The organism is Maribacter sp. MJ134 (assembly GCF_003970695.1).
Lineage (GTDB): Bacteria > Bacteroidota > Bacteroidia > Flavobacteriales > Flavobacteriaceae > Maribacter.
Window position 1 is genome coordinate 2,662,859 of record NZ_CP034570.1, and the last position, 20,390, is coordinate 2,683,248.

A 20,390-nucleotide genomic window follows, 5' to 3' on the forward strand; every position below is an offset into this window, starting at 1 on the left:
AAATCTTCATTTCCTGTTAACACCGCACTATTGCTACCGTTGATTAGATATCGGGCTCATAACTGGTAGGCAACAAGTTTTACATACCCGAAAAATACTAAACCAGTCCATGTCCTCGCACTGAGCCGCTAGGCACTGGAAGGTAAATCATTATTGATTTGGATGCAAATACCCAGACATTACAAATCTTGATTATCCAGTGAAATACATAATTCAGGTCTTTTCCTATTTCATTCTTCACTCCCATTTTTGTAACGCGTAGCCTGCGATACAAGTTCCGTTTTATTAGCGATATTTTATTGCTCACATTCGATAAAAATGAACGCAATACATTGAGGCTGGATGTTTATATTTGCAGTTCACAAAATGTAACGGTTGACGCACTCCTCTATTCAACAACTGTTTTCACAGTCTTCCACCGCCGGAAAACTGAGGGATGCTATTGCCAATTCCGTTTCGTCACCAAGTTCCATTCATTTAAAAGGCCTTACAGGTTCATCGCTCTCCTTTGTTTTGGCCGATGCTTTTTTGCAGAGCGATGCGCCCTTCCTTTTGGTTTTCAACGATAAAGAAGAAGCGGCGTATTTTCTCAATGATCTGGAAAAACTAATCGGTGAGAAAGATGTACTTTTTTATCCAGGAAGTTACCGCAGACCCTATCAAATAGAGGAAACGGATAACGCCAACGTACTTTTAAGGGCAGAGGTCTTGAACCGTATCAATTCCAGAAAAAAACCAGCGGTAATCGTTACCTATCCAGATGCACTTTTTGAAAAAGTGGTCACCAGAAAGGAACTGGATAAGAACACTTTAAAGATAAAACTAGCGGATACACTTTCTTTGGATTTCTTGAACGAAGTCCTTTTTGAGTATAAATTCAAGCGGGTGGATTTTGTGACGGAGCCAGGCGAATTTTCCGTGCGTGGTGGTATTGTAGATGTATTTTCCTTTTCCCACGACGAGCCCTACCGAATAGAGTTTTTTGGTGATGAGGTGGACAGCATTAGAACTTTTGATGTAGAGACCCAACTTTCTACGGAAAAAGTGACCAAAATCACCATTATCCCTAACGTAGCGAATAAATTTTTAGAAGAGCGAAGAGAGAGTTTTTTAAATTACATCTCTTCTAAAACCATTGTTTTTTCAAAGAATACCGACCTTCTTTTTGGTCGCTTGGATGACTTCTTTGAAAAGGCCATAGCAGCTTTCAAAGAGCTCTCGGAAGACATAAAACATGCCGAACCGGAAGAACTTTTCTTGAATGCGACGGAATTTAAAGCGCAGTTGGCAAATTTCATGTTGATTACATCTGGCGGGTCAGTGCTCCCTGCTACGCAAGAGAACATCGTTTTCCATACCAAACCCCAACCCTCGTTCAATAAAAAATTTAATCTGCTGATTGAAAACCTGAACGATAATCATTCCAAAGGCTTTACCAATTATATTTTCTGTGCGTCACAACAGCAGGCCAAGCGGTTTCATGACATTTTTGAAGAGGTCGGTAGGCTCGTACACTATAAGACTATCGTTTTTCCGCTCCATCAGGGCTTCATATCCGATGATTTAAAGATTGTCTGCTACACGGACCATCAAATCTTTGAACGCTATCATAAGTTTCACCTTAAAAATGGGTACGCCAAAAAGCAGGCCATCACCCTTAAAGAACTCAATAAATTAGAAATTGGGGACTATGTAACCCATATTGACCATGGTATTGGCAAATTCGGCGGATTACAAAAAATAGATGTCGAAGGGAAAAAGCAGGAAGCAATAAAACTGGCCTATGGAGAACGAGATATTCTTTACGTAAGTATTCATTCCCTTCATAAAATATCCAAGTTCAATGGGAAGGACGGCGCCCCACCAAAAATATACAAACTTGGTTCCGGAGCTTGGAAAAAGGTAAAGGACAAGACGAAATCCCGTGTCAAGAAAATTGCTTTCAACCTGATAAAACTCTATGCGAAAAGACGTTTGGAAAAAGGATTTCAATACGACCCGGACAGTTATCTTCAAAACGAACTTGAGGCCTCCTTTATCTACGAGGATACGCCCGACCAAAGTACGGCGACCGCAGACATAAAAAAAGACATGGAGAGCGAACGCCCCATGGACCGTCTCATCTGTGGAGATGTAGGTTTTGGCAAAACGGAAGTCGCGATACGAGCGGCATTTAAGGCCGTAGATAATGGAAAACAAGTTGCTGTCTTAGTGCCGACTACCATATTAGCCTTTCAGCATAGCCGCACGTTTAGTGAACGTTTAAAGGAAATGCCCGTTACCGTAGATTATCTTAATCGGTTCAGAACAGCCAAAGAGCGAAGGGAAACCTTGGAAAAACTGGAAGCGGGCAAGGTAGATATTATTATTGGCACACATCAATTGGTGAACAAGAACGTAAAGTTCAAGGATTTAGGTTTGTTAATTGTAGATGAAGAACAAAAATTCGGTGTGGCGGTCAAGGATAAATTAAAATCGATCAAGGAAAATGTAGATGTGCTTACCTTAACGGCTACACCTATCCCAAGAACCCTTCAGTTCAGTTTAATGGCGGCTCGGGATTTGTCCGTAATCACTACCCCTCCACCCAATCGCTACCCCATTGAAAGTGCGGTAATCCGTTTTAACGAGGAAACCATACGCGATGCAATTACCTATGAAATACAACGTGGCGGACAGGTATTCTTTATCCATAACCGTATTGAAAATATAAAGGAAGTTGCGGGTATGATACAACGTTTGGTGCCAGATGCCAAAGTGGGTATTGGCCACGGCCAAATGGAAGGCAAAAAACTAGAACAATTGATGTTAAGTTTTATCAATGGTGCTTTTGATGTTCTGGTTTCTACGACGATTGTAGAAAGTGGGCTAGACGTTACCAACGCCAATACCATATTCATAAACAACGCCAATAATTTTGGGCTCAGCGATCTTCACCAAATGCGTGGACGTGTAGGTCGCAGCAATAAAAAGGCATTCTGTTATTTCATTACCCCACCATATGAATCCATGACCAGTGATGCTCGCAAACGTATTGAGGCCCTGGAACAGTTTACCGAACTGGGAAGCGGGTTTAACATCGCCATGAAAGATTTAGAAATCCGTGGTGCCGGGGATTTATTGGGTGGCGAACAAAGCGGGTTTATTAACGAAATTGGTTTTGAAACCTATCAGAAAATCTTGGCCGAAGCTATAGACGAACTTAAGGAGAATGAGTTTAAAGACCTTTATGAAGAGGTAGAAGGTAAAGCGAACAAAGTCTTTATTAAAGAAACCCAGATAGATGCCGATTTTGAACTCTTATTCCCGGACGATTACATTAACAATATTACAGAGCGGCTAAACCTGTATACCGAACTGAACCAGATTAAGGATGAAGACGCTTTAAAGAATTTTGAAGCACAATTGGTAGACCGGTTCGGAGAATTACCCCCGCAGGCAGAAGACCTATTGAATTCGGTTCGTATCAAATGGATCGCCAATACCATGGGTATTGAAAAAATAGTAATGAAGCAGGGCAAATTAATCGGCTACTTCATTGCGGACCAGCAATCGGATTTCTACCAAACTGCCTCCTTTACCAGGGTATTACAATATGTTCAAAGTCATGCACATCTTTGTAAGATAAAAGAGAAAAAAACACGTAACGGACTGCGCTTGTTGTTGGTCTTTGACGGCATCAGAAGTATAGACAGGGCCTTTTTAGCGTTAGAGCAGTTGAAATAGATTATAGTTTTAATTTAATATCTCATAATTGTATGGAGGGTAATTCTACTTGGTTAATTCAAAATATCCTTCCTTATCTAGGTGTAATTGGCCTGATTTGGGGTGTTTGGCAATTTTTTCTTAAACGGAAATATGAGAAGAAAGATGAGTTAAGAATAAAGAAAACCAACACCTATTTGATACTACAATCTGAATTAGATAATATTACCTCTATCCTTCTGAAACCCTTTATTAATCATGATTCAATTTCCATAGGTCAAGAATTAAATTTAATAAGAAAACTGCAAACAAATAGGTCGCGTGGTACCAAAGAAATTCAACAAGAAAAACAATTAATTGAAGCTTCTATTTTAAATCACAATGAACAATTAGTCGAGTTATATAAAAATTTAAAAAAGGATTTGGAATTGAAAATCAATAATTTATTTGAAATAGATGGACTTCGAACATTTGGAAGTATAGTCATTATAAATCATTTGAGTAAAATAAAATCAGAACTCCTTAGTTTGAAATATTCAATAGAAAATAAAATTATTGAGATTAATAGTTCAAAGGAATTTTATATTCCAAATGAGGTTCCCTCTTTATATCTTCCTCTTATGAAAGAATTAGCTCAACTAACCACTCAAATAAGAAAAGAAATAAACTCTTGATTTTTTTAAGCGTAAAAATAACTTTAGTGTTATAAGTTCTAGGATTACAATGCCGTGCTAATGTCGGGTCAAATTTTGGGAAGTTCTTAGGTTTGGTTTTATCTTGATTGTAACATTGCTGAACACTTAAAATCTAAACAGATGAAACAACCAGCATTAGGTTCTAAAATTGTTGAGTTACGCAAGCAAAAAGGTCTCACCCAAGAAGAATTGGTAGAACGCTGTAATATTAACGTACGCACCCTGCAGCGCATAGAAAATGGGGAAGTATCCCCTAGGAGCTATACGATCAAAACCATACTGTCCGCTTTGGACCATGATTATGAGGAGCTCTATTCCTCTACGGAGGAAACTACCGGTACCGATATCGTCGTTAACTCGGAGGGCGAAGCTAAATCTATCGGCACCTTGCTGATCGTAGCCAGTATTTTTGGTATCCTTTACCTCCTTATTGGTCCGTTCGAAGGTTTTGCCGATTACTATCGTTTTGGTGATGGCGAGCTCGTTTTTGGATTGGCCGGTCATATTATTATCAAAATCATTTCTTATATAGGCTATGCCGTCCTTATTTATGGTTTCCTTATCGTAGGAAAGCTCTTGAGAAATTATTTGATGAAAATAGCTGCGGTGCTACTTATTGTGGTCCTTTTACTATTTTATGCTTATGATATTACATCTCTCTTTTTTGAAAGCACTTTTCCTATTGAAGGAATCCTTATAGCGGAATCCATCATATTAGGGACCTTGGGAGTGCTTTTCGGTATTTCAATCCTTAAATCCGCCAAGAAATTAGGCACATTAGGTTATCTAGCAGGAGGCTTAGAAATTATTACCGCGGTCTGTTTCCTTTTGGTAGTCCTATCCTTATTAGGATTGGTATTACAATTCCCTACCGTTATTATAGAAGTCATCGTACTTCTTAAAATTAGGCAAGCCATAAAGGTGCAAAGTGTTTGAGGCGGCAAGTCCTTTTTACACGGTCAGCAATCTTGAAGAGTATAGATTTAGCAATATTCCCTATCTTCAAGGCCGTTAATTAAAAATACCGACCAAAACCATGGAGTTTAATTTAGCTGAAAAATTAGCCATCGTAAAGATGATTTATTCAATGGTGTATGCAGATGGCGTAGTGCATAAGGGCGAAATCAATGAAGTAAGTAAGCTCATGAACGTCATTGATTTTGATAGCAATCATATTCAGTTTGCCCAGAATATTGAAAAGGAACAGAGCGTAGCCATTTTACAAGAAATGACAGAAGAAAAGAAGATTGCTTTGACTAGAATTCTAGAGGACATCGCAAAGGCGGACGGATTTGTTCATGAAAAGGAAACAGAACTTTTAAACAGTCTGTATACCGCGTTGGAAGTTTAACTGCTTCCTTAAGGTACGCTAATACTATCTTGCACACCCTCTAATACGGGACTTAGAGCTTTGGTTCCGTAAAAAGGCAACAGTTTGTTTTTATCCGCAAATCTACCTCCTAAATCAGCATCTGTAGGGGTTTGTACCAAGACTATATTCCATCGTCCCTCAACCCCAATATATATCTCGTTTGTCCTAGTGATACTATCCATCTGAAATAGGCAATCGTTTACCACAGCTATAATATCTTTTCTAAACCCTGGCTTTATTTTTTTTATTTCCTCTATTCGTAAAAGAACCAATATGCTACTATCGTTTCGCTTTGTAAAGTATTCAATATTTTCAGTATTCAATCCGCCAACAATATCATGGGTTACGCATTGTTTTAAAGCTAAGGTCAAACTATCCGTTTCTGTGGTAACCAATTTTGAAAGCTTATCCATATCCGCATTTAAGAGTTCCAACCTTGGGTCAATTTCCACTTTATATTTCTCTGGATTCTTAGAGCGCCTGTAAACTCCATAGAATGAAATAGTAATCATAACGCCAAAAAATACTATCAGGACCAAACACCCAAGACCTTGCCACAGGGGTCTTTTTGCAGGGTTCAGTCGGTTTTCATTTTCAAGACTGCGTTGCATTTCCTTAGTGAATTGCCCTATACCGTAGCTCTTTTTACAATGGGAGCATTCCGCAATGTGGGTCTTGAACAACGGGATAATCGGAATCCAAAAAAAGTGAAAGTATTTACTGAATGAGCTTACTATAAAAGAATCTTGGGATTGACAATAAGGACAGGTAGTGCCCTTTAGTTGTCGCTCTTTTATTTTTGAAGCACGGGTTCCAAAAAAGAAAATCATTGGCTAGGTCTAAATGGATTAATAAACTCAAAAGTAGCCTATTCCTTTGCTGTTGTACTCCCCATTTTCAGGGATTTTACAAATACACAAATAGAAGTCTTAAATTTGGTCTGATTATTGTCTTTTTACTACTATGAAATTTTATACTAGTTTATTCATTGTTCTTTTAACGTTCGGTCTACAGGCCCAACAGTCCATCTCGGGGAACTTTACACCCGCTAAAGATTTTAAATGGCTCATTGCCTATGAGCTTACACCAGGTAGTCAGCGATATGTTGCGGATACGGCAGTCAATGACGGTTATTTTAAATTGGACTTGCCTGCGAATGCCGTCAAAGGCATGTACAGATTGGTCTATGCTATTCCGCAAGATGAATTTTACATTGATGTTATCTACAATGGTGAGGAAGAAATCAGTTTCAATTTTGATTTTGAAGAAGGGGTATCTTTTACAAGTTCAAAAGAAAATATAACGTTCGATTCCTATTTCTCAACTATTGGTGCCTTAGAAAGTAAGCTCGTCGCGTATTATCAGTCGGGAAAAACATCGGAAAAGGAATTTGAAGCTATTCTTAAAGAATTAAAAAATACCCAACAAAGCTTTGAAACGCGAAGTGAAGGTCTACTGGTCAGTTCCTTTATAATGGCCAACAAGCCTTATATTCCAGAGAGTTATGAACCGGTCACATCTTATTTTAATCAGAAAAAGAAACGATATTTTGAGCATATCAATGTTGAAGACAAAATGTTACAGGCATCGGGATTTTTAAAGGACAAAATAACCAATTATGTTTTTTCCGCCATACCTCTGGAGCAAACCTCGCAAACTGAAGTTGAAAAAGCAATACAAGAAAATATAAGGATTATAGCAGCTAAGCTAGAAACTACACCGGGTAATTTTCAGGTAGCTATTTTTCATGGTCTTTGGGAAACAGCAAGAGAAAACAGTCTCAATACTATTGCGGAGGTCATTTACGACAACCACTTGAAGACCCTAGCTATAGAAAACGGTCAACAGCAATTAATAGATGAGATAACGGTACAGACGCGGCTTAGTATAGGAGCACCGTCTCCTGACATCACATGGAAGGAAAATGGTACTACCAAATCACTTTCTAGCCTGAACGGAGCGGAGCATTACGTATTGGTATTTTGGAGTAGCACGTGTTCCCATTGTTTAAAGGAAGTACCCGCCTTGCATAAAGAATTAGCAACTTACGAGAATATTGAGGTAATTGCAGTAGGACTAGAAGATGATGAAGCGAACTGGAACATGGAAATTGCCAAACTGCCCAATTTTCACCATGCCATTGCCTTGGATAAATGGCAAAGCGAATATGCACAACTGTTCGCTATACAACAAACACCGACCTATTTTATTCTGGATAAGAAAAAACGATTTATTTCAAAACCCCATACGGATAAGGAAGTTGTAGCATTTCTTAAAGATTAGAGTCCCTTTAAATCTTTTATGGTTTTAAAAGCGATATCTACCTGCTCATCGTTTACCAATATGGTAAACTCATTGGTCGTAGAAATAACCTCGTACAGGACAATTCCCTCCCAAGCCAACCGCTGAAAAATAAAATAATAGATTCCAGGTACGGACACGTTTTCAGCCGGCAGCTTTACCGTAATAGAAGAAAGATCTTCTGCCTTCTGCGTACATTTCTCTTCTTGGAACAATTCCTCAACGGTCTTGTCCATAATGTTACTGATGACAATATTGATTTCATTTACTCCTCTTGAAGAGGTGTAGAATACATCTTGATTGTTGTTGATCTCCTCTAAAAGTTTTGCCTGTTGCACCAAAATATTGTCCGAGGCCAGAAAGGTATAATCCGTTAAAGAAGATCGCACCGTAATCTCGCCTATATTCTTAAGTACCTTTAGAATCTTATGGGTAGCGCGGAATTCTAAATCATCAGACAGCCGCTTTAAAGCCATTACGATAGCGCCGTTACGAATGTCTTTTCCAAGTTCCTCTTCAATCTCTGGCTTAACGATACGGGATAATGAGGTAAGATTTATAATACCCTGTGCCAGAGCACTTTGAAGAAATGGTTTTTTCTTAATATACTGTTCTACGACAGATGATATTGTTTTCATGATAGTTAGATTGTGGGCAAATATAACAACTTGTTACAAATAAAACAAAATGTTTTTAAATCTATTCTAGTACTTCAATAGGTATTCAAAAATGATAGAATGCTGATTCTAGGTGCTCCAATTCAAATTGCTTCCTGTTCTTCAGAATAGTGATTATGTCAAATCTGACCTCCACATCCAAATCTGTTTCGGTAACATAGTGGTCTGCAGCCATGACCAATAATTTTATCTTTTTCGGGGTCACGGTATCGGCAATATTCTCAATAAAATCCGAGCTACGAGATCGTACCTCAACAATGGCCAAAATATCACCTTTACGAGCAATGATATCTATCTCGGCCTTAAGGTATCTATAGTTCTTATAGTAAATTTGATATCCCTTTTTTTTGAGATAATCAACGGCAATCTTTTCCCCTTCCTTTCCAAACTCATTATGTTTTCCCATAAAATTGCATCAAAATTGTGTAGTTCATCGAAAATATAGACTCTTGAGCGGGTTTTTTAAATCTAGCACTTACTTTTGGGGTGTCAGTTAACGAAAATACTAGGATTCGTATACTATCCCAAATTTCGTTACGTTGAATAGAAGCCCCAACTCTATGAACGTAATTTACTAACGCTTTTCAATAAGACTATGGAATATTTCATTAATTGTAATACTTCTACTCTTGCAGCCTACAACGCTCCCTTAGACCAACTAAGAGCATCGCATTTGTATAGAAGGTTAGGATTCAGTGCATCCGTGGATACCATAAACCAAGCCGTAGGTCAAAATGCAGGTACGCTTGTTGACGCTTTGGTGGACGAAGCATTAAATATGGCTCCCTTACCCGCCCCTGCTTGGGCAGACTGGACGAATGCAAACTATCCCGAAGACGATGATGCCCGCAGGCAACTACGCAACCAACAACGAACAGAATTTGGATTAGACTACGCCAATGGTCTGCTGAACAATAATCTAAGAGATCGCTTAAGTTTTTTTTGGAGTAATCATTTCGTAACAGAACTGGATGTTTATGATTGTAATTCTTTCTTGTATTACTATGTAAATTGTCTACAACGAAACGCAATCGGTAATTTTAGAACCTTTACCAGTGAAATTGGGCTCACCAGCGCCATGCTTTACTATTTAGATGGTGTTTTCAATAATGGCAACAACCCCAATGAAAACTATGCCCGTGAACTTTATGAGCTTTTCACTTTAGGTGAAGGTAACGGTTACACAGAAGAAGATGTTATAGAGACAGCAAAAGCTTTGACCGGTTATGTTGAGCGGGGAGAAGTAGGTTGTACTCAGGTTACTTTTAGAGCGGACCGCCACGATGCCGGTCCTAAAACGATTTTAGGGCAGACCGGAAATTGGGGTTATGACGATGTTATAAATATTCTTTTTCAGCAAAGACCCAATGAAATAGCAGAGTTCGTATGCAGAAAGCTTTATGAATTCTTTGTACATCCAGATTCCAAGGACGAAGCTAATAATGCACAGACCATTATAGATGGTATGGCGGCAACATTTCTTGCCAACGACTTTGAAATAGCTCCTGTACTAAGACAACTTTTTAGAAGCGAGCACTTTTTTGATGATGAGGCCATCGGTGTGATCATTAAAAGTCCGTTCGATTTTTATTTCAATACCTTAAAGGAAACAAGCTTTGCCTATACGGATGCCACCGTTCTTGAAATGGCAAACTATAGTAGGTTACTTAGCCAAGAATTATTTGATCCGGTAGATGTTGCCGGTTGGCAAAGAGACCGATCCTGGATCAACACCAATTTCATTATTGGCCGTTGGTTAACTATTGAAAGTATACTTGAGGCTTTTTATCAAGCTGATAACGAACAATTCAGGTCATTAGGGTTGGCCATTTCCGGCAATGTTGGGTTAACCAGCAACAATCCAGATGAAGTATCTAGGCTTATCATAGATTTTATGCTTCCCAAAGGTCTTTTGGACGAGGGTGAGTATCAAAAAGCCTATGCCATTTTCAGAAGTGATGTAGAAGACGTTTACTATGAAGGCGGCAATCAAGAATCATGGACATTGGCCACTTGGCCTGCGGCTCCATTCCAAGTCTATCTATTATTGCAATATTTAGCAAGACAACCTGAGTTTCAATTAAAATAATACCTACTACTATGTGCGATATAAATCATAATTCTCCCCATAAAGGCTTAGAACACGATGGCCATGATCACGAACATCAATATTGGAGCAGACGTTCCTTTTTACAAGCATTGGGTATAGCCGGTTCCGGTTCCATGATGCTAGGTGCCAATATGCTTACGGCTTCTGCTCCATCTGCCCTATCTGCAGGGATCGCGGCCGCAGAAACAGATAATATTTTAATCCTGATTCGTCTATCCGGAGGAAACGATGGGCTAAGTACGGTTATTCCCATAGAACAGTACGATGCTTATGCCAATGCAAGACCCAATATTTATATTCCAGAAAGTAAAGTTTTAAAACTTACCGATGAATTTGGGGTACCCTCTTACATGAGTGCTTTGGAACCCATGTGGGGCGAAGGCCAATTTAAGGCCGTTCACGGGGTTGGTTATGAAGGTCAGAGTCTTTCCCACTTTACAGGCTCAGACATTTTTGCCAATACGGATTTGGCCACCACCGGTTTTAGCGGATTGAACACCGGCTGGATGGGTAGACATTTTGAAAACATTTATCCCGATTATCTAGTAAATCCACCAGCAGCACCAGCAGCCATACAAATAGGGCAGTTCGGGAGCTTGGTTTTTCAAGGAGAAGAGACCAACTATGCGTTCGTAACCTCAAATATTAACCAATTAGAAGAGATTGCCGAATCGGGAGTAGTTTACGGACTGGACGATTCCTTGTTCAACGATTGTATGTATGGGGACCAGCTTAAGTTTTTAAGAGGTGTTGCCAATACCACGTACGAGTATTCCGGTTTAATCCATGAAGCCTACGAGAGAGGTGAAGCGCTTGGTTGCGGCGTAGAATATCAGGACAACAGTTTTGCTAGACAATTATCGGTCATTTCAAAATTGATTAAAGGTAATTTAGGCACAAAGGTGTATATGATTTCTATGGGTGGTTTTGATACCCATGGTAACCAACCCTTGGCCCATGAACGATTAATGTCTAACTTATCCATAGCTATCAACAGTTTCTATGAAGATTTAGCCTGTACACAACAAGATGATAAAGTGCTAAGTATGACATTCTCCGAATTTGGCCGTAGAATTTTTGAAAACGGCTCTAACGGTACTGATCACGGAAAGGCCGCACCAACCTTATTTTTTGGTTCAGGACTTAATGGAAGTGCTTTTGTGGGTGACCATCCTACTCTGGAAGACCCGGACGGTAGAGGAAACTTGGAATATACCATGGACTTTAGAGATTTGTATGCGACTGTTCTGGCAGAATGGCTCTGTGTGGATATCCCCTTGGTAGAACAACATTTATTGAACCACACCTATGCCCCGGTTAACCTTGGGTTTAACTGTAGCGGTGTAGATTTCCCGGATATTGTTTATAACGATGACCCCGTGACCCCTCCTACTCCACCAGCAGAAGAGCCTGAAGTAGGTAGTGAAGAAATAGCGACTGCTATTGTACACAAACCTTTTTATCCTTCTGAAGGTGCACCGCACATTTATTTAGAAATGCCATTTACCGCACAGGTAGATATCCAATTATACAATATTCTTGGACAACACGTAGGAACCGTCTTTAACGAGATGATGCTAGAGGGCTCCACAGAAATTAACATACGAGAGCGCATGCCCAAGCAACTATCAACTGGCAAGTACATTTATCGTATAAGTGTACAGAATCAAAAGATGAGTAAATCAGTTATGGTCGCTTAATCTGTTTCCCCACTATGCAACTTGACCTTCGGTAGTATTTTTTACAATCCGAAGGTTTTTCTTTTTTACCCGTCACAGTTCATTCTATTTTCCTAAAAAAGAACACCTTTATTGATGAGGTACATCATACAAGTTCTTACAACAATTTCAGTATTTTTGTGGCTTAATAAAATGAGATGTCCACGATAGAGTCACCCAAAAGATATACAATTACAGCAGCCCTACCGTATACTAACGGACCCATACATATTGGTCACCTAGCGGGTGTTTACGTACCAGCGGATATTTACGCCCGTTATTTACGGATTACGGGGAAAGATGTTGCCTTTATTTGCGGTAGTGATGAGCACGGTGTGGCCATTTCTATGAAAGCAAAAAAAGAAGGTATAACACCAAAAGAGGTAGTAGATAAATACCATGCCATTATTAAACAGTCTTTTGCGGATTTTGGAATCACCTTTGATAACTATTCAAGGACCTCGGCGCCCATACATCATGAAACTGCTTCCGATTTTTTTAAAAAGCTCTATGAACAAGGAGATTTTATCGAGGAGACAACCGCACAATTATATGATGGCGAAGCAAAACAATTTTTGGCCGATCGCTTTGTAACGGGTACCTGTCCCAGATGTGGAAATGAAGAGGCCTATGGTGACCAATGTGAAAATTGCGGGTCTACCTTGAACGCTACGGACCTAATCAATCCTAAATCTACCATAACCGGCACCGTTCCCACGACCAAAGAAACAACGCATTGGTTCTTACCCCTGGATAAGCACGAAGATTTTCTGCGAAAATGGATTTTAGAAGGTCATAAAAACGATTGGAAACCCAATGTTTACGGTCAATGTAAATCATGGATAGACGGCGGACTCGAACCTAGAGCGGTAACACGCGATTTAGATTGGGGAATTCCCGTACCGGTAAAAGGTGGGGAAGGAAAAGTATTATACGTTTGGTTCGATGCTCCTATCGGCTATATTTCTTCTACAAAGGAATGGGCTGAACGAGAAGGTAAAGATTGGGAACCCTATTGGAAAGATAAGGACACCAAACTCCTACATTTTATAGGCAAGGACAATATTGTTTTTCACTGTATCATTTTCCCTGCTATTTTAAGGGCGCATGGGGATTATATCCTTCCGGACAACGTACCTGCCAATGAATTTTTGAATCTGGAAGGCAACAAACTATCCACCTCTAAAAATTGGGCAGTTTGGTTGCATGAATATTTGGTTGATTTTCCGGAAATGCAAGACGTATTGCGTTACACCTTAACGGCAAACGCCCCGGAAACCAAGGATAATGATTTTACTTGGAAAGATTTCCAGGCTAGGAACAATAATGAGCTTGTGGCCATATTCGGGAACTTTATAAACCGTGTGGCCGTACTTACACAGAAATATTATGGTGGAGAAGTGCCTTCTCCCGGTAATTTTACAAAAGTTGACAGTGAAACCCTAGAACAGCTTCGCAAATATCCCGAAATAATTTCAAGTTCCCTTCAACGGTATCGTTATAGGGAAGCCGGTCAAGAATTAATGAACTTAGCACGTTTGGGAAATAAGTATTTAGCGGACGAGGAACCCTGGAAAGTTATAAAGCAAGATGAGGGAAGAGTAAAGACCATTATGTTCGTAGCGCTACAGATCGCTACAGGTTTAGCCATTTTAAGCGAACCTTTTTTACCGTTTACTTCTACGAAACTAAAATCAATACTAAATATCGCTTCAACTACGCTCAGCGACCACAAAACTCAAGCCGAGACTGAGCGTAGCCAAAGTCACAATTGGTCAGAAGTTTCATCCAAAGAAACCCTCTTACCCCCAGCCCACCAAATCAACAAAGCCGAATTGCTTTTCAGAAAAATAGAAGACCAAGAAATTCAAGTTCAGCTAGACAAGTTAGAGGCCACGAAAAAAATTAATACTTCGACTTCGCTCAGTACAAGCTCCAACGCCAGCAAAGAACTTATGCCACAAAAAGATACCATACAATTCGATGATTTTACAAAACTAGATATGCGGGTAGGCACCATCGTGGAAGCTGAAAAGATGGCCAAGGCCAAGAAACTGCTGGTTCTTAAGGTAGATACCGGTTTAGATACTAGGACAATAGTGTCCGGCATTGCCGAAAGTTTTACGCCAGAAGAGGTTGTGGGTAAAAAAGTCACCGTACTAGTCAATCTAGCGCCACGTTCTTTACGTGGTGTAGATAGTGAAGGCATGATTCTGATGACCGAAAATGCCGAAGGCAAATTGGTCTTTGTAAATCCGGATGAGGAAGGTGTTGGTAATGGTGAGGGGATAAGTTAAAAATCCCCAGCCATATGACCGGGGATTTAACTAATTCAAAATAACAGGACAAGATAAAGATAGAAAGCAAGAGCTTGAACTTTTTCTTATTTTTTGCTTATCCATCTAATTTCATCGTCATAACTGGAGGTAGATATTGTCCGTACTTGTTCTCCTCTGGTTATTCTTGATTGTAGATGTTTCCTGTTTCTTTCTCTTTTATTCGTATTCAGTTTAGATTTTCCACTGGTGGTATAATCTACTGTTTCAATTAAATTGCCATCCTCATCATAAAACTCTCCAGTAGCTAATTCTCCATTTTCGTAACGATATATGACTTCGAGAGTTCCGTCGGCCCTAAAAACATTTATTGTGGTCAACAGACCATCACTGTTATACTCCCACTCTTCCGTAAACCGTAAACTTCCGTCGGCAAATAATCCCTCCACACTAATAATTTGACCAGATGCGTTGTAAGTATAATTATTCGTTTGAACTACTGTTCCATCGGCATCCTTATAAATAATTGAACCTATGTTTCCGTTTTCGTCATAAAATAACTCGTCTATGAAGGATATTACCCCATTATCATAATATACGTTTATTTGTTTAATGGTTCTGAAATTTGCATCACGTTCAAACAGTTCTGTCCGAATCAGATCATTGTTTTCATTATAGAAATAATTGGTAAAGATACTGGAACCATCTGCGGCATAACTAGCCTCAAAAGTAAGCTGACCATTAAAAAAATCTTGCGAACTTAATAGTATTCCTGCCTCGTAATCAATAAAACTTTCTCTATTTAAAGTAGAGGAGAACGTATAGGAATCTAACAGTTCATTGGCGTCATATGCCCTTGTCCATTCACTGGTATACGTAACATCAGCGCCGGTAGTACCTTGTTCCAGAGATTGATGAGTCACTAACTTGTTATTATTATCATAGCTCAAAGTTTCATTATGCGTGCCATCATCAACAGTATTTGTTACTACGCCGTCCTGAGTAAAAGTTTCTTCAAAAACACGGGTAAAATCGATATTAGTTAAATTCTTGACCTCATTATACCTGTAGGTTAATTCTCTAGTGGTATTTATAATACCAGTGACCCCCCTTGGTCATATTCCTGATAAAAGTTTCTTCGAGAAGTATTTATCAGCCCGTTTTCATATGTGGCATCTATGGTAATAGTGAATTCAAGGTCTTCGCCCTCTTGAGACAAGTCCCTAAAATAGGACAAAGGCCTATTATCTTCATCGAACGTTGTGAATTGAGTTAAGTTAGACATTTGCCCATTGAACAATTCTCCAAATTCTGTCAATCTATGATCTTCATCATAACCAAGCTCTAGACCATACTCAAAACTTGCGTTTAAAACCGCGCTTCCAAATCTAGAATTCGCATTAAAGCTAGTGTACGTACCTGTTACTGGCTGACCATCATCAGCATATCCCGAAAACCTGAAACTGTACAGCATATTTCCGGAAAATCTCGATATGATGTCGGTAGAAATTAACCTTCCCTCTACATCGAAGGTATTTTTATACACTGCCGATGCCGGAGTATGTTGTTTATAGTAGCCCTGAAAAAATGCTTTTAAAGCTGGCATTAAATGACTTATCGCAAAATTCGGTGGTGCATCATAGTCAATATTAAGCGCAGCAGCCATGTTATCGGCCGCTTGTCCCGGATAAACAATCTGTAATGCAGGGCCCTGATTCTGTGCAACACTTAACACAATATCCGCCAAAGTACTTTCAATAGGTTGTGTAAAATCTATATTTTGCACCCCAATAGCACTTGCTATATTTTGTGGTATGATTATACCGTTACTGTGATCATTATCACTATCCAAGGTTTGTAAAAGAGCTGCTATATTCTGTGCTAAAGGACTTGCTATAGTCGCATTGGCATCTATAGCTTTCGCCAAAGAAATAGGGGTAATCAAGGTATCGGCTATTGTGCTTCCTAATGTAAGTTCCCCCACTGTAAAGGTAATGGTCTCTCCTTCCAAAAAGGAAAACTCGCCTTTATCGTTTGTAGTCCCATTTTGAGTAGCGGTACTAAAGCTTAGGCCTTGTACCTCACTATCCCTAAAAACACCGGTTAGTACCTCCGGCGGGTCCATAACCTCCTCTTTTGGAGGATTCGCCGTTTCTTCTTCGGTAGTAATTGGGTTGTCGTCATCTTTGTTACAGGCGCTGAAAGCCATCATTGCGCAAATTAATGCCATCATTGGTTTTTTCATAATCATTTATTTAGTGTTTATCTAATAATCCCTTTTACGGATAATTATCATGTTCCTTTATATAACAGGGGGGATTCAACGAAAAGTACTCTAGGGGAGATAGTAAATTGACTTTCGTTTACCAATATTATTACAAACCGAAACCAAAAAGAATACCTAATAATGGGTATTTTTTATCTTTACCTCTTATTTAAGTTCCCATGAATCTTATATCCTCTATTCTTCAACACACCCAACTCCCTGAAAAATCAATTCAAAATACAGTAGCACTTCTAAATCAGGATTGTACCATCCCGTTTATCTCCCGCTACCGAAAAGAGGCAACTGGTGGGTTGGACGAAGTGCAGATAGGTAACATTGTAAAGTATAAAAATGAATTTGAATTATTACAGAAACGGAAATCCACTATTCTTAAGGTCATTGAAGAACAAGGTGTCCTAACCGCAGAACTAAAATCAAAAATTGAATCATGCGCCAATCTCACTAGTCTGGAAGATTTGTACCTACCGTTCAAAAAAAGTAAAAAAACAAAGGCAGAAGTTGCCCGTAAGAACGGATTGGAGCGCTTGGCCAAAATTATTATGGCCCAACGTACGGAAGAGTTGGAATATTTGGCAGGTAGGTACTTAAATGCAGAAGTGCAAAACGAGGGTGAAGCCTTAGAAGGGGCAAGACATATTATTGCAGAGTGGGTCAATGAACGTACGGATATCAGAAATCAACTACGACGGCAATTAGAACGCTTTGCCATGATTACGACCAAAGTTGTCGCTAAACAAAAAGATCAGGAAAAAGCACAGAAATACCGGGATTACTTTGATTGGAGCGAAGCTTTAAATCGTTGTCCGTCTCACCGATTCCTAGCTATTTCCCGCGCGGAATCGGAAAAATACATCCGCATTAAAATTGAGATTGACGACAATCGAGCATTGGAACGTATACAGCAACGCATCATTAAAAATGATACTACCGAAAGTGCGGAGCAGATTAAAATGGCTATATCAGATGCCTACAAAAGGTTATTATTTTCCTCACTAAGTGCTGAATTATTAAAAAAGGCCAAGGAAAAGGCAGACGGCAATGCTATTGAGGTATTCGCTAAAAATTTAAGACAACTTCTACTGAGCCCCCCACTAGGTGAAAAGCGAATTTTAGCGATTGACCCTGGTTTTAGAACAGGTTGCAAAATAGTTTGCTTAGACCAACAGGGAAACTTGGTGCACAATGAAACGATTTACCCGCACGCCCCACAAAACGATGTGTCTGGAAGTATTAAAAAACTAAGCTCTTTGGCCAATGCCTATAAAATTGAAGCCATTGCCATTGGCAACGCAACAGCATCTAGAGAAACAGAACGGTTGGTTAAAAAGGTGGTGTTCAAAGATCCGATTGAAGTCTTTGTGGTGAGCGAGGCTGGAGCATCCATATATTCTGCCTCTAAAATTGCCCGGGATGAATTTCCCAACTATGATGTCACCGTAAGAGGTGCGGTTTCCATTGGTCGTAGGTTGGCAGACCCTCTAGGGGAACTGGTTAAAATAGACCCCAAATCTATTGGTGTAGGTCAATATCAGCACGATGTGGACCAACCCAAGTTAAAGATATCCTTGGACCGCGTGGTGGAAAGTTGTGTTAATTCAGTAGGTGTTAATATCAATACCGCCAGTGTTCCATTATTGAGTTATGTTAGTGGAATAGGTCCAAAATTAGCAGAAAACATAGTTGCGTACCGAACTGAAAATGGTGCTTTTCCTTCACGGAACGAAATTAAAAAAGTTGCCCGTTTAGGCGGTAAAGCTTTTGAACAAGGTGCGGGATTTCTTCGTATTAAAGACGGGGAAAATCCGTTGGACGATTCTGCAGTGCATCCGGAAAGCTATACCATTGTACAACAAATGGCAAAAGATAGGGGAATATCCCTATCTGATTTAATCGGAAACAAAAGGGAACTCAAAGAAATAGATTTACGACAGTATTGTTCTGAAGAAGTAGGTTTACCTACATTACAAGACATTGTAGAAGAACTGGAGAAACCCGGTTTGGACAAAAGGGAGAAGGCGAAGGTTTTTTCTTTTGATCAAAACATAAGATCCATAGGTGATCTGCGAGACGGGCAATTGCTACCAGGTATTGTCAACAATATTACCAATTTTGGATGTTTTGTAGATATCGGCATTAAGGAAAGTGGCCTTATTCACGTATCTAATTTAGCGGATACTTTTGTAAAGGATGTGAACGCTCATGTTCACTTGAACCAGCAGCTTATTGTAAAAGTATTATCCGTAGATATTCCCAGAAAAAGAATACAGCTGGCAATGCATAAGAAAACTTAGTATGCTGCTCGTTCTAGACGGTCGTTAATGCTCCTCCCTAATCCTTCCTCGGGAAATTTCTCTGCGACAATGAAATCCAGTTCCATCTGATCCAGCTCATGTAAAGCGGAAAAAAGGTTTTTTGCGGCTATAGCAAGATTGCCTTCTTGTGAAAGTATTCTTAGCGCTTCAACCCTTTCATAATTTGAGCAAAAAGAAATGACACCCACTTTAAAGCCTGTATATTCTTCAACTGTTTCAGCCACACTGCTACTAATGATCAGTTTAGTCTTTGGAGCATAGTGCTTTGCCAACATTCCCGGAGCCACTGGCGCTTTATCTTCTTTAGTAACCAATTGAACTTTACCGACGATAGCTTCGATAGCCTCAACGGTAATCCCCCCTTTTCGATATATAACCGGCGTTTCTCCCTTGAATCCTACAATGGTAGATTCTAAACCTACTTCGCAAGGTCCGCCATCTAAAATAGCCGGTAGCTTCGTTCCAAAATAAGAGAACACATGTTCAGCAGAAGTAGGACTAACTCTGGTGGACGGATTTGCACTGGGTGCCGCGATGGGAAAAGGCAGCCCCTTTAACAATGCTAAGGTCTTTGGGTGATTTGGCATACGGATACCCACCGTAGGTTTATTTGCCGTAATGGTATCGGAAACTTCCGCCGTCTTGGGCAAAATAAGCGTTAGTGAGCCCGGCCAAAAAGCTCGTGCCAGTCTTAGAGCGTTTTCGGGAATATCCCTCGCCAAAAGAGACAATTGCTCTAAGCTATGAATATGAACTATTAAAGGATTGAACATAGGTCTACCCTTCATTTCAAAAATACGTTCTATAGCTCCTATATCCATGATGCTCGCTGCTAACCCATAAACCGTCTCCGTGGGTATGGCAACCAATTCGCCTGTTTTTAAAAGCTTTTGACAAAAGGCAATATCTGTAGTAATTGAAGTACGCATTGGTACAA

Annotated in this window: 15 protein-coding genes; 9 read left to right on the forward strand and 6 right to left on the reverse strand. The window is 39.7% G+C overall.

Annotation, left to right across the window (positions count from 1 at the left end; translation table 11 throughout):
- Positions 1 to 375 precede the first annotated feature (375 nt).
- The 4 genes from mfd (at position 376) to EJ994_RS11500 (ending at position 5,751) form a co-directional block, all read left to right on the forward strand.
- Positions 376 to 3,726, forward strand: a complete 3,351-nt coding sequence (gene mfd / locus EJ994_RS11485; protein WP_126592563.1) for a transcription-repair coupling factor — start codon at positions 376 to 378, stop codon at positions 3,724 to 3,726.
- Between the two features lie 32 nt (positions 3,727 to 3,758).
- The gene (locus tag EJ994_RS11490) at positions 3,759 to 4,379 is read left to right on the forward strand and encodes a hypothetical protein (protein ID WP_126592564.1); all 621 of its coding nucleotides are present in this window, start codon (positions 3,759 to 3,761) and stop codon (positions 4,377 to 4,379) included.
- 141 nt (positions 4,380 to 4,520) lie between these two features.
- Positions 4,521 to 5,336 (forward strand): helix-turn-helix domain-containing protein, encoded by an 816-nt coding sequence (locus EJ994_RS11495; RefSeq protein WP_126592565.1) that lies wholly within the window; start codon positions 4,521 to 4,523, stop codon positions 5,334 to 5,336.
- 100 nt (positions 5,337 to 5,436) lie between these two features.
- Entirely contained in the window at positions 5,437 to 5,751 is a 315-nt protein-coding gene (locus tag EJ994_RS11500) for a TerB family tellurite resistance protein (RefSeq protein ID WP_126592566.1), read from the forward strand.
- Between the two features lie 8 nt (positions 5,752 to 5,759).
- Here the strand turns inward: EJ994_RS11500 and EJ994_RS11505 are convergent, their stop codons facing one another.
- The gene (locus tag EJ994_RS11505; protein WP_126592567.1) at positions 5,760 to 6,602 is read right to left on the reverse strand and encodes a zinc-ribbon domain-containing protein; all 843 of its coding nucleotides are present in this window, start codon (positions 6,600 to 6,602) and stop codon (positions 5,760 to 5,762) included.
- A gap of 133 nt (positions 6,603 to 6,735) precedes the next feature.
- Between EJ994_RS11505 and EJ994_RS11510 the strand changes: the two genes are divergently transcribed.
- Entirely contained in the window at positions 6,736 to 8,055 is a 1,320-nt protein-coding gene (locus EJ994_RS11510) for a TlpA family protein disulfide reductase (protein WP_126592568.1), read from the forward strand.
- Here the strand turns inward: EJ994_RS11510 and EJ994_RS11515 are convergent.
- Together EJ994_RS11515 and EJ994_RS11520 are read right to left on the reverse strand one after the other, a co-directional pair.
- Complete coding sequence (locus EJ994_RS11515) at positions 8,052 to 8,711, reverse strand: aspartate kinase (RefSeq protein ID WP_126592569.1); 660 nt, start codon at positions 8,709 to 8,711, stop codon at positions 8,052 to 8,054. The genes EJ994_RS11510 and EJ994_RS11515 overlap by 4 nt on opposite strands.
- Positions 8,712 to 8,796: 85 nt before the next feature.
- Complete coding sequence (locus EJ994_RS11520) at positions 8,797 to 9,156, reverse strand: YraN family protein (RefSeq protein WP_126592570.1); 360 nt, start codon at positions 9,154 to 9,156, stop codon at positions 8,797 to 8,799.
- 189 nt (positions 9,157 to 9,345) lie between these two features.
- Here EJ994_RS11520 and EJ994_RS11525 point away from each other — a divergent pair, with 189 nt between their 5' ends.
- From EJ994_RS11525 to metG, 3 genes are all read left to right on the forward strand, one after another.
- Positions 9,346 to 10,839, forward strand: coding sequence for a DUF1800 domain-containing protein (locus EJ994_RS11525; RefSeq protein ID WP_126592571.1), 1,494 nt, complete (start codon positions 9,346 to 9,348; stop codon positions 10,837 to 10,839).
- A gap of 11 nt (positions 10,840 to 10,850) precedes the next feature.
- Complete coding sequence (locus EJ994_RS11530; protein ID WP_126592572.1) at positions 10,851 to 12,560, forward strand: DUF1501 domain-containing protein; 1,710 nt, start codon at positions 10,851 to 10,853, stop codon at positions 12,558 to 12,560.
- A 176-nt stretch (positions 12,561 to 12,736) separates the two neighbouring features.
- Positions 12,737 to 14,875: a methionine--tRNA ligase gene (gene metG / locus EJ994_RS11535; protein WP_126592573.1), complete on the forward strand. Its 2,139-nt coding sequence runs from the start codon at positions 12,737 to 12,739 to the stop codon at positions 14,873 to 14,875.
- Positions 14,876 to 14,961: 86 nt separating this feature from the next.
- On the opposite strand, the gene EJ994_RS11540 is transcribed toward metG, so the two are convergent.
- Positions 14,962 to 15,777, reverse strand: coding sequence for a hypothetical protein (locus EJ994_RS11540; protein ID WP_126592574.1), 816 nt, complete (start codon positions 15,775 to 15,777; stop codon positions 14,962 to 14,964).
- A 167-nt stretch (positions 15,778 to 15,944) separates the two neighbouring features.
- A complete protein-coding gene (locus tag EJ994_RS17435) occupies positions 15,945 to 17,099 on the reverse strand; it encodes a hypothetical protein (protein ID WP_164721456.1) in 1,155 nt (384 codons plus the stop codon).
- Between the two features lie 200 nt (positions 17,100 to 17,299).
- Here EJ994_RS17435 and EJ994_RS11550 point away from each other — a divergent pair, with 200 nt between their 5' ends.
- Complete coding sequence (locus EJ994_RS11550; protein WP_126592575.1) at positions 17,300 to 19,432, forward strand: Tex family protein; 2,133 nt, start codon at positions 17,300 to 17,302, stop codon at positions 19,430 to 19,432.
- Here EJ994_RS11550 and EJ994_RS11555 read toward each other — a convergent pair.
- A complete protein-coding gene (locus tag EJ994_RS11555; protein ID WP_126592576.1) occupies positions 19,429 to 20,382 on the reverse strand; it encodes an L-threonylcarbamoyladenylate synthase in 954 nt (317 codons plus the stop codon). The genes EJ994_RS11550 and EJ994_RS11555 overlap by 4 nt on opposite strands.
- Positions 20,383 to 20,390 lie beyond the last annotated feature (8 nt).

Excerpts from the sequence above, each read along its gene's own strand:
- EJ994_RS11510 (WP_126592568.1), top strand. The coding sequence starts at position 6,736 with ATGAAATTTTATACTAGTTTATTCATTGTTCTTTTAACGTTCGGTCTA.
- EJ994_RS11505 (WP_126592567.1), bottom strand. The coding sequence starts at position 6,602 with ATGATTTTCTTTTTTGGAACCCGTGCTTCAAAAATAAAAGAGCGACAA.
- EJ994_RS11525 (WP_126592571.1), top strand. The coding sequence starts at position 9,346 with ATGGAATATTTCATTAATTGTAATACTTCTACTCTTGCAGCCTACAAC.
- EJ994_RS11550 (WP_126592575.1), top strand. The coding sequence starts at position 17,300 with ATGAATCTTATATCCTCTATTCTTCAACACACCCAACTCCCTGAAAAA.
- EJ994_RS11500 (WP_126592566.1), top strand. The coding sequence starts at position 5,437 with ATGGAGTTTAATTTAGCTGAAAAATTAGCCATCGTAAAGATGATTTAT.
- EJ994_RS11490 (WP_126592564.1), top strand. The coding sequence starts at position 3,759 with ATGGAGGGTAATTCTACTTGGTTAATTCAAAATATCCTTCCTTATCTA.
- metG (WP_126592573.1), top strand. The coding sequence starts at position 12,737 with ATGTCCACGATAGAGTCACCCAAAAGATATACAATTACAGCAGCCCTA.
- EJ994_RS11515 (WP_126592569.1), bottom strand. The coding sequence starts at position 8,711 with ATGAAAACAATATCATCTGTCGTAGAACAGTATATTAAGAAAAAACCA.
- EJ994_RS17435 (WP_164721456.1), bottom strand. The coding sequence starts at position 17,099 with ATGAAAAAACCAATGATGGCATTAATTTGCGCAATGATGGCTTTCAGC.
- EJ994_RS11555 (WP_126592576.1), bottom strand. The coding sequence starts at position 20,382 with ATGCGTACTTCAATTACTACAGATATTGCCTTTTGTCAAAAGCTTTTA.
- EJ994_RS11520 (WP_126592570.1), bottom strand. The coding sequence starts at position 9,156 with ATGGGAAAACATAATGAGTTTGGAAAGGAAGGGGAAAAGATTGCCGTT.
- EJ994_RS11495 (WP_126592565.1), top strand. The coding sequence starts at position 4,521 with ATGAAACAACCAGCATTAGGTTCTAAAATTGTTGAGTTACGCAAGCAA.
- EJ994_RS11530 (WP_126592572.1), top strand. The coding sequence starts at position 10,851 with ATGTGCGATATAAATCATAATTCTCCCCATAAAGGCTTAGAACACGAT.